We start from the raw sequence: 12,348 nt of genomic DNA, 5'->3' as shown, positions 1-12,348 counted from the left end.
GGCTCCAGGTCGGCCAGCCGACACTGGACTCGCCGCAGCCGCGCAGATCGACCGCGGCGACTCGATAGCCCGCCGCCACCAGCGGCGGAATCCCAGGCACGGCCCGAGAAGCGACGACCGGATCCTCCCCGCGCACATCACCGCCGGCGGGCGTGTACGGCGGCCGAGGAGGATGTGTCGTTCCTCGGGCGCCTGGTCCGAGGCGCGGACATCGGCGCCATCGGCCGCCCCGGAACGCGGTCTGCGCTCCGGGGCGTACGATCACTTCCGCTTGGGGTTCCGCGCGGTGTCTCAGTCCACGATCATGAGGTTGAGCGGTACCGCTGGGGCCGTCGGCGCGAACGCGCCGCCGAAGTACCCTTCGACCTCGGCCTTCTCGGCTGTGTTCGGATAGGCGTTCGTGCACGTGGTTCCTGCGCTGGAACCGGACATCAGGCTTGAACACGGTCCGGGCTTGCGGTCCGGCAGTCCCAGAATGTGGCCCAGTTCGTGGGACGAGATGCGGATTGTGTTGTGGCCCTCGTTCACTGCCTGTCGTCCGATGTAGACGGTCCCGTTGCCCAGGGAGGTGGTGATGGCGCGGGGCCAGCCGTTGTCCGCCAGGACCCGTATGTTGGCGCGCTGCCCGGCCGCGGCCGGCCGCAGTTCGACGGCGTCGACGCTCTCGTTCCAGATCGCCGCGCCTCGGTCGACCGCGGACCTGAACTCGGCGGAGCCGCTGGCGTCGTAGGTGACTACACGCGCGGCCAGGGCTCTGTCCGTGTCCGCCGATGGGGCAGCCACGGCCTGGCCGCCCATCAGGGAAAAGGTCACGGCCAGGGCGGCGGCGAGTCCTCCGGTCAACGTACGGACGTGCATGGTCGACCTCCTTGCAGAGAGATAGTCGTGCACATGACATTGCGTTGCCTCTGCTCACTGCCCAGCGAGGACTGACACCAATCCGTCGATCTGAGGCACTCGGTCACAGAGGGCGGCCAAGCCCGGCCATTCGAAGGCTCCATGAGCATCGCCGTAGCCCGTCGGTGCCCGCGCCGAGGCGTGGCCGCCCTGGAAGAAGCAGGTCTGCGGCAGCCGGACTTCGACCGCCTGTTCGCAGTGAACGTGCGAGCGCCGTACTTCATCATCGAGGACGCGCTGCCGCTGCTGCGGGACGGCGGCCGGATCATCACGATCTCGTCGGTGGCGACCCGGATGGCCAACCCGGCCCAGACGTTTTTCGCCATGACGAAGGCCGCGGTCGAGACGATGAGCAGGACCCTGGCCAACCAACTCGGCCCCGAGGAGTCACGGTGAACGCGGTCGCCCCCGGAGCCACCAGGACGGCGACCAACAGAGCCGTTTTCGACGCGCCGGGCGGGTCGCTGCCAACTTCGCCAAGCGGTTCGCCAACGTCGGCCCGGTGATCCACCAGTCGCCGCTGCCGAGGTCCACGCAGGAGCGCCGGTCCACCGCGACGGCTGTTGGAACGCGGTCCGCGTCGGCGGTGGCGAACCAGGCCGGTCGGGTCAGCGCTCGTATCGCCAAACCCATGCCGACCCCAGCCCACCCATTCGGGAGAAGCGGCTGCCCGCCGCCGACGACCCACCGGCCACCTGCGACGACTGCGAGATCACCGCAGGTGAGTCAAGCCGCGACGCGCCATCGGGCGGTTCAGCCAGGTCGAGCGGCCACACGCATGCGAACGAATGAAAGGAATGCTTACTATGAAAAGTGGCTTAATTGGCCTAAATGGGTTAATTATGCAGGAGGTGAATGAGTGATGGCGAAGGTCTTGTTCATAGTGAGCGGAGCCACGTACTGGGTACTGAAGGACGGCACCAGGTACGCAACCGGTTACTGGGCCGAGGAGTTCGCGAATCCGTACAAGCTGCTCACGGACGCAGGCCACTCGGTGGTGGTGGCCACACCGGGCGGCACCACCCCGAACGTCGACATGATGAGCCTGCGCCCGGCCATGGCGGGCGGTGAAGACGGGGCCCTCCGCCTGGAGGAGATCATCCGGGACGCGGAAGTGATGCGGCGGCCGCTCAAGCTGTCGGACGTGCGCCTTGAGGACTACGACGCGGTCTACCTGCCGGGCGGCCACGGCCCGATGGCGGACTTGGCGTTCGACGCCGACGCGGGCCGACTGCTCACCGCCCAACTGGAATCGGGTAATCCGCTGGCGATCGTGTGCCACGCACCGGCCGCGATGCTGGCCACCAGAATCCACGGCGTCTCGCCCTTCAGGGGCTACAACGTCACAGCCTTCAGCAACGAGGAAGAGGAGGCGGTAGGCCTGGCCTCCCGGGCGACCTGGCTGCTGGAGACGGACCTTAAGGAGAAGGTCGGCGTGAATTACAGCCGCGGCCCGATCTGGGAGCCTTTCATGGTTGAGGACCGCAACCTCGTCACCGGACAGAATCCTCGCTCCGCCGCCGTGCTGGGAGACCGGCTGCTGGACATCGTCAAGTAAGAACGCTTGGCAGCCGCCCGACGGCCCGGACACCGCGCGCCCCCGAACGGCCGTCCGGACACCGTCGCTGAGGAATGGTCGCAGGCGGCTCCGACGTCAGTGCCCGGCGCTCTGCCCGTCGTTGACGTTGCACCGATGGCGCTGCGGGAACGACGATGACGAAGGCTGAGTACCTGTCAGGTGTCGTGCGGGCGGAAGTCTTCATATCCGCCGCGACCGGGTCGGGGCAGGTGCGATGTACTCGGCGACTGCTCTGCAACACCAGGCCGTCACCTCGGCGACGCGCTGCTTCTCGAATTAACGGTCGAACTGCCCGCCTGCGATCCGCTCGGCGGGCGGCAGGTGGCGGGTCGGTGAGGCCGGGATGACAGCGCGGGTCCACGTTACGCATGTCGGTGGCGTCGTACCGGCCCGCGGGCTTGGCGGTGCCGGTGATGAAGCCGCGGCCGAGCGGCGAGCAGGCGGAGTCCGGTCGGCAAAGCGGTGGCCTGTCGGCTATGGCGACGCGGACGGGTCCAGGGCAACCGGCTCGCCGCCGATGCTCGCGGGCCGGAGCACTGGCTGTCAACGCTTCTGGCGGCAACACCGGATCGTGACGGGGCTTTGGCGCAACCAGCACAGACGCAGGGTGTGGTCGTGTCGGTCGGCTGCGGCCTCTCCCCGCTTCCATGGGCGAGGACGCGGGTGGTGGCGCCGCGCGTGGCGACTGAGGCCGCGAGGTCCGGCCCCGGTTCGAGCGTCCCGGGAGCCGTTGGCTGCCGCCAGCGGGCCGGGCGCCGAATTGGGGAGGTCAGGCGCTCAGGTCTGGCATTGGCTCGTGGCCGCAGGAGACCAACCGCTCCAGGCGGCGCCGGCGGCTTGAGCATGCACGCGAATCTGGGCCTTCCCTCCACAAATCAGGGACTTGCTTCCGACTTCGACAGGGCCGACGGTCGCGCCAGGTGCGACGTTGGTGCGACCGCTGCCGATTTTCCGCCAGGTCGAACCGTCGTACAGCCAGAACGCTTCGTAGGAGACCGTCAGAGCCCTGGTACCGGTGTTACGCAGCTTGACGTGCGCCGTCACTTCTCGATAGGGGACACCTTCCACCGAGTGTCGCTCGGCGCTGATACAGCCATTGACGGCGACCCGGCCGGTCGACACACCTCCGCCACAGGCGATCGCCGTAGCGTGGGCGTCGCCTGCCGGGACCGTCAGCATGGTGAGCGCGACTGTGCTCAGGATCGTTCCGATACGCCTCAAACGCATGGTCTGTCCCCTCTTCGAGTTCTTCTCTCTGGAGAGACCATGGCGCTGTTCGGGGCATGATGGGCGATTTCATTGATTTCATCACCCGATAGGCGGAAGCGGACCGTCGCAGCAGCGAACGATGCGTGCCGCCGTCGACCGGACGGCTCCTCCCGGATGAGGAGGTCGTCAAGGCTTCTTGACAGCCGGCGGGCTTGGAGGCGGCGGCAGGCAGTGCGGTTACGCCGCGCCCGGCTCCGGCTCGGCGCTTCGCGATCGCCGCTGCCGCTCCAGTTCGGCATAGCGTGCCCGCATTGCCCCGCTGGCGGCCGGCCCGGCGGTGAACACATATGCGTCGCTGTCGTCGAGGCTCTTACCGGTGCGGGCGTCGACCACGACCGGATCGGCCTCCTGACCGGTCTCGGCATCGACAAGGACCATGGATCGATCCTGCGGGGCGAGGTGCCGGTTACCCCAGGCGGCCAGGGCGACGATCACGGGCCGCAGGGAGTGCCCGCGTTCGGTGAGGACGTACTCGTGGCGGACCGGGTTCGTCTGATAGGGCCGCCGTTCCAGCAGGCCATCGGCGACCAGGGTCTTCAGTCGTGCGGTGAGCATGCTGGTGGAAATACCCAGGCTCTGCTGGAACTGATCGAAGCGCGTATACCCGTCGAAGGCGTCGTGGAGGATCAGCAGCGTCCACCACTCGCCGACATGCTGCACCGTGGTCGACAGCGGGCACTCGCGATCCTCCAGCCGGATCCTGCTCGACATGACACCCTCCGGGTTACTGCTAAAGTGAAAGTCACTGGCTTCTATTTTAGCAGTTGCCAGGGGTGTGCTCATCGTGCGTCCACCCGCGGGACAGTCGCGGACATGGTGTCCGGCATCTGCACAGCGCCTGGCACGCCCAGGACGCCCGGCACGCCCGGGCCGCCAACATTCAGCCACATGCGAGGCAGACATGACCGAACATTCCGGCCCAGTCGATGTCGCCGACCTGCCAGAGGTCGTCGGACGTTGCCTGCGGGCCCATGACATGCAGAACATCTCCACTGCCGCGGCAGCGTTCGCGCCGGAGGCCAATGTCACAGACGACGGCCGCACCTACCGGGGATCCGCCGCCATCAAAGGCTGGCTGGAGCAGGCCACCTCCCAGTACACCTACACCGCTACGCCTGTTGGAGCCGAGCGCAACGGCCCCGACAGGTACACCGTCGTCCAGCACCTCGAGGGCGACTTCCCCGGCGGCCGTGTCGATCTGCGCTACCGCTTCGTCCTCGACGAGCACGGACTGATCAGCGAACTCTTCATCGCCCCCTGACGGCCGCCGAGCCGTCACAGCATCCACCGATCCGCCTGCCCCTAGATCATGAGGAAGTATGAACACCTGGTTCATCACCGGCGGGACCCCGGGTGGTTTCGGCCTGGCCTACGCCGACGCCGCCCTGGAGCGCGGTGACAATGTCGTCCTTACCGCCCGCCGCCCGCATTTGCTCGACGACTGGGCCGGCCCCCACGGCGGCAGAGCGCTCGTCCTGCCGCTGGATGTCACCGACGCCCAACAGGTCCGCGAGGCTGTCCGTGCCGCCGAGGAACGATTCGGCCGTATCGACGTCCTGGTCAACAACGCCAGCCGGGGCTGGTACGGCTCCGTCGAAGGCACGGCCGACGCCGACGTCAGGCGGTCCTTCGAACTGAACTTCTTCTCCGTCACCGAGATCCTGCGCGCCGTCCTCCCGGGCATGCGAGCCCGTGGCAGCGGATGGATCATCAACATGTCCTCGGTCGCCGGCCTGAGGGGCGTGCCCGGCTTCGGCTACTACAGCGCCGCGAAGTTCGCCATCGAGGGCCTCACGGAGGTACTGCGGCAAGAAGTTGCCCCCTTCGGCATCAACGTCCTGGCCGTCGAACCCGGCGCCTTCCGTACCCGTGCGTACTCCGCCTTCGCCGACGAACCCGTGTCCGAGACGGTCGACGCGTACCTGCCGCTCGTCGAGGCCGTTCGTGCCTCCATGGTTGACCAGAACGGCCGGCAGCCTGGCGATCCCTACCGGGGAGTACAGGCCGTTGTGAACGCAATGAATCAGGACAAGCCTCCCCGTCGGCTCGTTCTGGGCGCCGCCGGCTACGACGCCGTCCACGGCCAGCTGGAAGGCATGATCGAAGAGTTGCGCGACTACGAAGCCGCCTCGCGCAGCGCGGACTTCCCTCCCGCGCCATAGCTGCGGCTCGCGCGTTGAGGACGAGCCCCAGACTGGAGGAGGAACAGGCCCAATACGCGGAGCGGATAGTCGATTTCGGCCTCGCGGCTGCTGGATACAAACGCGATGACCGAGCATTCCGGCCGCCGCGTGTTCTGTCCTGTGCCGGAAGAACATTTGGACATGTCTTTCACGGTCTGTGACAGTGAAAGAGAAGCCGGACACCCACTTCCACCGCGGAAAGGGCAGTGTCATCATGCGCGCTCTGCGATTCGACCGCTTCGGTGATCCCCATGTCCTGCACCTTGTCGACCTGCCCGATCCCGTGGCACGGCACGGCGACGCGGTCATAGCCGTCAAGGCTGCCTCGGTGAATCCCTCGGATCTGAAGAATGTCGCCGGGCAGATATCGGGAACGACCCTTCCCCGAATCCCCGGGCGTGACTTTTCCGGCGTTGTCCTGGACGGACCGCGGGACTGGACCGGGGCGGAGGTCTGGGGGACCGGCGGCGACCTCGGTATCACACGCGACGGTTCGCACGCGGAGCTGCTTGCCACACCCGCGGCGGCGCTGGTGCGCAAACCCGGGCGGCTGAGCTTCGAGGAGGCTTCGACCATGGGGGTCAATTTCGTCGTCGGCTGGCTCGGTACAGTCGAAGCCGCGCGGCTTGCCACGGACGAGAACATCGCTGTGTTCGGCGTTTCGGGCGGCGTGGGTGGCGCTGTCGCCCAGATCGCTCGTGCCGTTGGCGGCCATGTGATCGGCGTGGACCGGACACGGCCCGCCGACAACACCCCGGCCGCGGCGGTCATTGAGGAGTTCATCGCATTCGATGGCAGCGCGCAGGACATCGGGGCGCAGGTCAAACGGCTCACCGCCGGAAAAGGTGCGGATGTGGTCTACGACGCGGTCGGTGGCGTCACCACGCGGGCGGCCCTGGCCTCGCTCGCGCACAGCGGCCGACTCGTGGTGATCAGCGCTGTCGGCACGCGGACCGTGGAGATCGACCTTGTCGACCTCTACCACAACGAAACGCGGATCTTGGGCTGCAACAGCCTCAGCCTCAACGCCGCCCAATCCGGCGCGCGGCTCGACTCGATCACGCCGTACTTCGAGTCCGGACAGTTCCGCCCCCTCCCGATCACGGACCGCTATCCCCTGGACAACGGGACGGACGCCTATCTCGCGGTGGAGAAGGGGATACGAGGCCGAATGGTCATCTGTCCCTGAACCGCCGCTCGCGACGCGGCCCAAAATCTGCAAAACCCGCACGTTTTGACAACGACCCGCCGTGGGCGAAGTATTGAAGTGGTGTGCTCTTACGAGCTGCGAGAGCCGGCCCAACGAAACCGGTCGCGGAATCGCCGACCCCGCATGGTGGTCGACCCGCCGGCCCCGGGCGGGAAGGTTGAGCGATGGCCAAGGCCAGGACACCCCAGAACCTCAACAGGCCAATCCAGCGGGACGCACCGCTGCTCAGGCGCGGCAAGCTGGTGAAGCCGGGCGAGGGGGTCTCGATCTGGTGGATGGGCGACGACCGGATCACCTTTGCCGCTGTCAGCGAGGACACGGGAAGTGAGTACGCGTTCTGGCTGGACTATCCACCGCCCGGCACCGGTCCGCCCAGGCACGTCCATTCACGCGAGGAAGAGGGCTTCTTCCTGCTCGACGGGAATCTCGAACTGAAGGCGGGCGGAATCCACACCACCGTGGGTGACGGTACATTCTTCGCGGCGCCTCGCGGCATCCCTCATGAGTGGCGCAATATCGGCGAGAACAACGCCGAACTCATTACCTTCACCACCCCGGGCGGCAATGAAGGCTTCTTCCTCGAACTGGGCGCACCGGGCGACGAGCCTCCGCGTGAACACGGGACGATGCCGGTCAAGGAGATCAACGCCCGGACCCCGCGCTACGGCGTTACTTACCTGGAAAGCGGCCCCGACGGCTCCGACGGGCGCGAAAGGCCCCTTCCGATCGGTGAAGGACGCGGCCCCACCCTGGTGCTCCCGGATGAAGGCGACCGCCGGTACGCCGCCGGAGCGACGTACAACATCAAAGCGGCAGGTCTCGCGACCGCGGACGCCTACACGGTCACCGAGATCACCCTTGAGCCGGGCGGCGGGATGCCCGCCCATCGCCATGCCCGCTATGAGGAGGCGTTCTACGTCCTGGAAGGGACCGCGGCCGTGCTGGTCGACGGAGAGGAGTACGAAGCCTCCGCCGGAGCAGCCGTGCTCGTGCCCTGGGGAGTACGCCACCGGGTGCGGAACCGCGGCGATCGGAGCGTACGGCTGTTCAACCTGACGGTGCCCGGCGGGATCGAGGAGTACTACCGCGCCGCGTGCCGTCCGTCTCCCGGACCGGGCAGCGACCCGGACGGAGACCTCAACCGGCTGAGGGCGGCCGGGAGTCGGTTCGGTATCGAAGTCGACAGCGACGGCCAGGGGATGCCGGCCTGAACCGGCCCCCGGGTCGATGTCCTTGAAACAGGAGAGTTGTGATGACGACAGACGCCAACTTTTTGACGGGCAGTGACGGTCTCGTGGCTGTCGACAAGCTGGGGAACCACATCCTGTTCCTCGATCCGGAGACCTATGAGGTCGAGTTGACCCTCGAAGGCTTCGCGCCGAGGGTGCACGAGCTTCTCGTCTCGCCCGATCACCGTTTCGCGTATGTCCCCATATACGGCGCCGGTATCCACGGGGACAACCCTCATCCGGGCCATCTGGTCGCGAAGTTCGACCTGCGGGAGCGGAAGCATGTCGGTGACCTCAGCACGTACCCGCACCTGGCCCCGCACGGCCTGCGCTGGGGCGCGGACGGTCAGTTGTACTGCGTGTGTGAGAACAGCGGTGTGGTGCTCGAAATGGACCCCGAGAGCGGCACGACGGAGAACGTGATCGAGGTGGGCTCCAACAAGGCACACCGTGTCGAGGTGCTGCCGGACAACAGCAAGCTCTACACCGAGAACGAGGAGGACACGTTCGCGTCGGTCGTAGATCTGGCCACGAAACGCGTGGTCAAGAAGATTCCCGCACCGAACGGCTCCGCGGGAATCGGCATGTCCCCCGACGGGGAGACGGTCATCCTCGTCGACGCACAGCAGCCGCAGCTCTTCGTGGTCGACACGGTCTCGGACGAGATCCGCTCGACGATCACGCTCGACGGGCACCAGAAGGCGGCCCAGATCGCGCGCTACAGCCCCGACGGCAGATACCTCGTGGTCACGAACTTCGAGGAGCCGCTGGCCACCGTCTTCTCCGGGGACCTCAAGTCACAGACCCTGCTGCACCTCGGCCAGGGCCCCATGAACATGGCCTTCCACGAGGACGGGGAGACGGTGCTCATCGCGAATCACAACGAGGGCTCGCTGGCCGTGTGCAACCTCGAACGCGGTGAGGTCCTGCGTACCGTGCAGGCGGGTGTCGGTATCGAGACCCTGTCGTTCTTCTAGAGGCTTCCAGAGGCCGCTCATGACCACCGACTGGAATTCCAAGGCCGAGTCAGGCTTCCACACCGTCAGCGACTTCCGGTTCGACGACGGACACCGCCTCGATGTGACCCTGGCGTACCACACGCTCGGATCCTTGAACACGCGTGCTGACAACGCCGTGATGCTGTTGCACGGCACCACCGGGTCCGGCCGGCAGTTCCTGCAACCGTCCATCGCGGACTTCCTGTTCGGCAGCGGCCGACCCCTCGATGTGACCAGGTTTTTCGTGATCATGCCGGACGCCATCGGGCACGGCAGATCGAGCCGGCCCAGTGAGGGGCTCGGGCCCGACTTCCCGCACTACGGCTACGGTGACATGGTCGAGGGGCAGCATCGGCTGCTGGCCGAAGGGCTGGGCATCGAGCGGCTGCGGCTGCTGCTCGGCACGTCGATGGGCGGGATGCAGACGTGGATATGGGGCCAACGGTATCCGGACCAGCGGGCGCTGATGGCGGTCGCCAGTCTTCCCGAGCGCATTACCGGGCGGAACCTGCTGTGGCGGAGGATGCTCATCCACCTGATCGAGTCCGACCCCGGGTACGCCGAGGGCCGCTACAACAAGCAGCCGGCCGGAGTCGGTCACGCGATGGCGCTGTTCCGGCTCATGGTCGGCAGCGCGCGGCATATGGCCTCCGATCTTCGGTCCATTGATGTCACCGACAGACAGATCGAGGGAATTGAGTCGCAGGCACTGGACGGTGCGGACGCCAACGACGTCATTTGGGAGTTCGACGCGTCCAGGGACTACGACCCGGCGCCCGGCCTCCAGGCGATACGGGCGCCGCTGCTGGCTGTCAACTTCGAGGACGACGAACTCAACCCCGTCGAACTCGGGGGACTGGAAAGTGCCATCGCCGAGGTTCCCCACGGACGGGCCATCACACTCCCGGCCGGCCCGAAAACGCGGGGGCACCAGACGCTCCATGTCGCCGAGGTGTGGTGCAACCATCTCGCCGAACTGCTTGCGGAGACGGGGGGTTGATCACCCCGGGGCGCGCGCTCTATTCGGTGGTGAGCTGGCGCAGGTTGGTCTTGGTGAGTTCGAGGATCTCGTCCCCCCGGCCGGAGAGGATGGTCCGGGTAGCGAACAGGCTGAAGCCTTTGAGCTGCTCAAGGGTGATTTTCGGGGGCAACGACAGCTCGTACCGTTCGGTACGGGCGTCGATCAGCGCCGGTCCGTCGTGCGCGAAGGCCGCCCGCAGGACGTCCTCCAGCTCGTCGGCGCGTCCGGCGCGCGCTGCGAACAGACCGGCGGCGCGGGCCAGGGCGCTGAAGTCGGGGTTGTCCAGATCTGTGCCGTAGGTGACGATGCCCGCGGCTGTCATCTCCAGTTCGACGAAGGACAGCGCCGAGTTATTGAAGACGACGATCTTCACCGGGAGGTCCAGTTGGCGCAGTGTGATCAGTTCGCCGAGCAGCATGGCCACGCCGCCGTCACCTGACAGGGCCACCACCTGGCGGCCGGGCTGACTGGCCTGGGCGCCGATCGCGTGCGGCAGCGCGTTGGCCATCGAGCCGTGGTTGAAGGAACCGATGAGCCGCCGCTCGCCGTTCATGCGCAGATAACGGGCCGCCCACACCGTCGGAGTCCCCACATCGGCGGTGAAGACCGCGTCACGCGCCGCCAGCCGGTCGATCGCGGCGGCGACCTGCTGCGGGTGCATGGGGGAGCCGGCCGGTTCGGCCTCGGCCAGCCGGTTCAGACGGGCCCGAACCCGCCGGTAGTGTCCGATCATCTTCTCCGCGAAGCCGTCGTCCGTCCGGCGCTTCAGCAGGGGCAGCAGCGCCTGCGCGGTCTCCTTGACGGTCCCCACCAGGGGGACATCCACCTGCGTGCGGCGGCCGATCTGCTCGCCGCGCACGTCGACCTGCACGACCGGGACGTTCTCGGGGTAGAACGACCGGTACGGGAAGTCGGTGCCGAGCATCAGCAGCGCGTCGCAGTGTTCCATCGCCCGGTAGCCGGAGCTGTAGCCGATCAGCCCGGTCAGGCCGACGTCGTAGGGGTTGTCGTACTCAAGGAAGTCCTTGCCGCGCAGCGAGTGGACCATCGGCGCCTTCAGCGCCTTGGCCAGGGCGACTGCCTCGTCGTGGGCGCCCGCGCAGCCCGCCCCGGCCAGGATGGTGACCCGTTCGGCCGAGTTGAGGACGCGCGCCGCCTGCGCGAGCGACCGGTCGTCCGGCCGGATGAGTGAGGCCGACCTGAACACCGGGCGTGGTGGTGGCGTGGAGGCGGCGCGGTCGAGGAACAACTCGCCGGGGATGACCACCACCCCGACTCCGCCGCGCTCCAGGGCCGTGCGCATGGCGATCTCCAGCAGCCTCGGCACCTGCTCGGGCACGCTCGCCATCTCGCAGTACACACTGCACTCGCGGAACAGCTCCTGTGGGTGTGTCTCCTGGAAGTAGCCCCCGCCGATCTCCACGCGCGGGATGTGCGCGGCGATCACGAGCACCGGCACCCGGCTGCGCTGTGCGTCGAACATGCCGTTGATGAGGTGCAGGTTCCCGGGGCCGCAGCTACCGGCCGCGACCGCGAGCTCGCCGGTGACGCCTGTCTCGCCGGCGGCCGCGAACGCGGCGGCCTCCTCATGCCTCACATGCTCCCAGGCGATGCCGCCGTCGCGGCGCAGGGCGTCGGTGAAACCGTTGAGAGAGTCTCCCGGCAGGCCGTAGATCCGCCGCACACCGGCGGCCTTGAGCGTAGAGATCATGGCATCCGCGACTGTGGCGGCCATCCGTTCCTCCTCGGGCTGGGGTGAGCAAGCTCCTCATCAGCATGAACCGGTGCGGGCACGGTCGCTGATCCTCCTCGTCCGTCCGGCAGCACGATGCGGGACTGGCGTGTGTGCTGGGCGGTGAGCGTCCGGAGGCCGCCCGCGGGCTGAAGCTCCTGGGCAGTCGGGGCGCACCCGCCCGAGCTCTGTCAACCGCGGCGAAGTCGCCCGATCGGACGCACCACTCC

At 67.4% G+C, this 12,348-nt stretch carries 12 protein-coding genes; 8 read left to right on the top strand and 4 right to left on the bottom strand.

From position 1 onward, the window contains the following. Positions 1-291 precede the first annotated feature (291 nt). Positions 292-858, bottom strand: a complete 567-nt coding sequence (locus GA0115259_RS05535; RefSeq protein ID WP_093591679.1) for a snapalysin family zinc-dependent metalloprotease — start codon at positions 856-858, stop codon at positions 292-294. Positions 859-999: 141 nt separating this feature from the next. Here GA0115259_RS05535 and GA0115259_RS05530 point away from each other — a divergent pair, with 141 nt between their 5' ends. Continuing rightward, positions 1,000-1,293 (top strand): SDR family oxidoreductase, encoded by a 294-nt coding sequence (locus tag GA0115259_RS05530; protein WP_370747383.1) that lies wholly within the window; start codon positions 1,000-1,002, stop codon positions 1,291-1,293. A 466-nt stretch (positions 1,294-1,759) separates the two neighbouring features. After that, positions 1,760-2,455 carry a type 1 glutamine amidotransferase domain-containing protein gene (locus GA0115259_RS05525; RefSeq protein ID WP_176732440.1) on the top strand — a complete coding sequence of 232 codons (696 nt, stop codon included), beginning with the start codon at positions 1,760-1,762 and terminating at the stop codon, positions 2,453-2,455. A 798-nt stretch (positions 2,456-3,253) separates the two neighbouring features. Here GA0115259_RS05525 and GA0115259_RS05515 read toward each other — a convergent pair. Beyond that, positions 3,254-3,703 carry a hypothetical protein gene (locus tag GA0115259_RS05515; RefSeq protein WP_093591670.1) on the bottom strand — a complete coding sequence of 150 codons (450 nt, stop codon included), beginning with the start codon at positions 3,701-3,703 and terminating at the stop codon, positions 3,254-3,256. 219 nt (positions 3,704-3,922) lie between these two features. After that, positions 3,923-4,456: a winged helix-turn-helix transcriptional regulator gene (locus GA0115259_RS05510; protein ID WP_176732439.1), complete on the bottom strand. Its 534-nt coding sequence runs from the start codon at positions 4,454-4,456 to the stop codon at positions 3,923-3,925. Positions 4,457-4,646: 190 nt separating this feature from the next. Between GA0115259_RS05510 and GA0115259_RS05505 the strand changes: the two genes are divergently transcribed. From GA0115259_RS05505 to GA0115259_RS05480, 6 genes are all read left to right on the top strand, one after another. Beyond that, on the top strand, positions 4,647-5,006 hold the full coding sequence (locus GA0115259_RS05505; RefSeq protein ID WP_093591667.1) for a DUF4440 domain-containing protein: 360 nt from the start codon (positions 4,647-4,649) through the stop codon (positions 5,004-5,006). A 58-nt stretch (positions 5,007-5,064) separates the two neighbouring features. Further along, positions 5,065-5,907, top strand: coding sequence for an SDR family NAD(P)-dependent oxidoreductase (locus tag GA0115259_RS05500; RefSeq protein WP_093591664.1), 843 nt, complete (start codon positions 5,065-5,067; stop codon positions 5,905-5,907). A 184-nt stretch (positions 5,908-6,091) separates the two neighbouring features. Continuing rightward, positions 6,092-7,117, top strand: coding sequence for a quinone oxidoreductase family protein (locus GA0115259_RS05495; RefSeq protein ID WP_256097914.1), 1,026 nt, complete (start codon positions 6,092-6,094; stop codon positions 7,115-7,117). A gap of 185 nt (positions 7,118-7,302) precedes the next feature. Continuing rightward, positions 7,303-8,349 (top strand): cupin domain-containing protein, encoded by a 1,047-nt coding sequence (locus GA0115259_RS05490; protein WP_093591661.1) that lies wholly within the window; start codon positions 7,303-7,305, stop codon positions 8,347-8,349. A gap of 41 nt (positions 8,350-8,390) precedes the next feature. Beyond that, positions 8,391-9,344, top strand: coding sequence for a YncE family protein (locus GA0115259_RS05485; RefSeq protein WP_093591658.1), 954 nt, complete (start codon positions 8,391-8,393; stop codon positions 9,342-9,344). Positions 9,345-9,363: 19 nt separating this feature from the next. Continuing rightward, positions 9,364-10,365, top strand: coding sequence for an alpha/beta fold hydrolase (locus GA0115259_RS05480; RefSeq protein WP_093591655.1), 1,002 nt, complete (start codon positions 9,364-9,366; stop codon positions 10,363-10,365). Positions 10,366-10,384: 19 nt separating this feature from the next. On the opposite strand, the gene poxB is transcribed toward GA0115259_RS05480, so the two are convergent. Further along, on the bottom strand, positions 10,385-12,121 hold the full coding sequence (gene poxB / locus GA0115259_RS05475; RefSeq protein ID WP_093591652.1) for a ubiquinone-dependent pyruvate dehydrogenase: 1,737 nt from the start codon (positions 12,119-12,121) through the stop codon (positions 10,385-10,387). Between the last annotated feature and the right edge of the window lie 227 nt (positions 12,122-12,348).

Source organism: Streptomyces sp. MnatMP-M17 (assembly GCF_900091995.1).
In the GTDB taxonomy this organism is placed as follows: Bacteria; Actinomycetota; Actinomycetes; order Streptomycetales; family Streptomycetaceae; genus Streptomyces.
This window is presented reverse-complemented; position numbering and strand designations above follow the sequence as displayed.

Coding starts and splice junctions, on each gene's coding strand:
- GA0115259_RS05535 (WP_093591679.1), bottom strand. CDS start 858: ATGCACGTCCGTACGTTGACCGGAGGACTCGCCGCCGCCCTGGCCGTG.
- GA0115259_RS05530 (WP_370747383.1), top strand. CDS start 1,000: ATGAGCATCGCCGTAGCCCGTCGGTGCCCGCGCCGAGGCGTGGCCGCC.
- GA0115259_RS05525 (WP_176732440.1), top strand. CDS start 1,760: ATGGCGAAGGTCTTGTTCATAGTGAGCGGAGCCACGTACTGGGTACTG.
- GA0115259_RS05515 (WP_093591670.1), bottom strand. CDS start 3,703: ATGCGTTTGAGGCGTATCGGAACGATCCTGAGCACAGTCGCGCTCACC.
- GA0115259_RS05510 (WP_176732439.1), bottom strand. CDS start 4,456: ATGTCGAGCAGGATCCGGCTGGAGGATCGCGAGTGCCCGCTGTCGACC.
- GA0115259_RS05505 (WP_093591667.1), top strand. CDS start 4,647: ATGACCGAACATTCCGGCCCAGTCGATGTCGCCGACCTGCCAGAGGTC.
- GA0115259_RS05500 (WP_093591664.1), top strand. CDS start 5,065: ATGAACACCTGGTTCATCACCGGCGGGACCCCGGGTGGTTTCGGCCTG.
- GA0115259_RS05490 (WP_093591661.1), top strand. CDS start 7,303: ATGGCCAAGGCCAGGACACCCCAGAACCTCAACAGGCCAATCCAGCGG.
- GA0115259_RS05485 (WP_093591658.1), top strand. CDS start 8,391: ATGACGACAGACGCCAACTTTTTGACGGGCAGTGACGGTCTCGTGGCT.
- GA0115259_RS05480 (WP_093591655.1), top strand. CDS start 9,364: ATGACCACCGACTGGAATTCCAAGGCCGAGTCAGGCTTCCACACCGTC.
- poxB (WP_093591652.1), bottom strand. CDS start 12,121: ATGGCCGCCACAGTCGCGGATGCCATGATCTCTACGCTCAAGGCCGCC.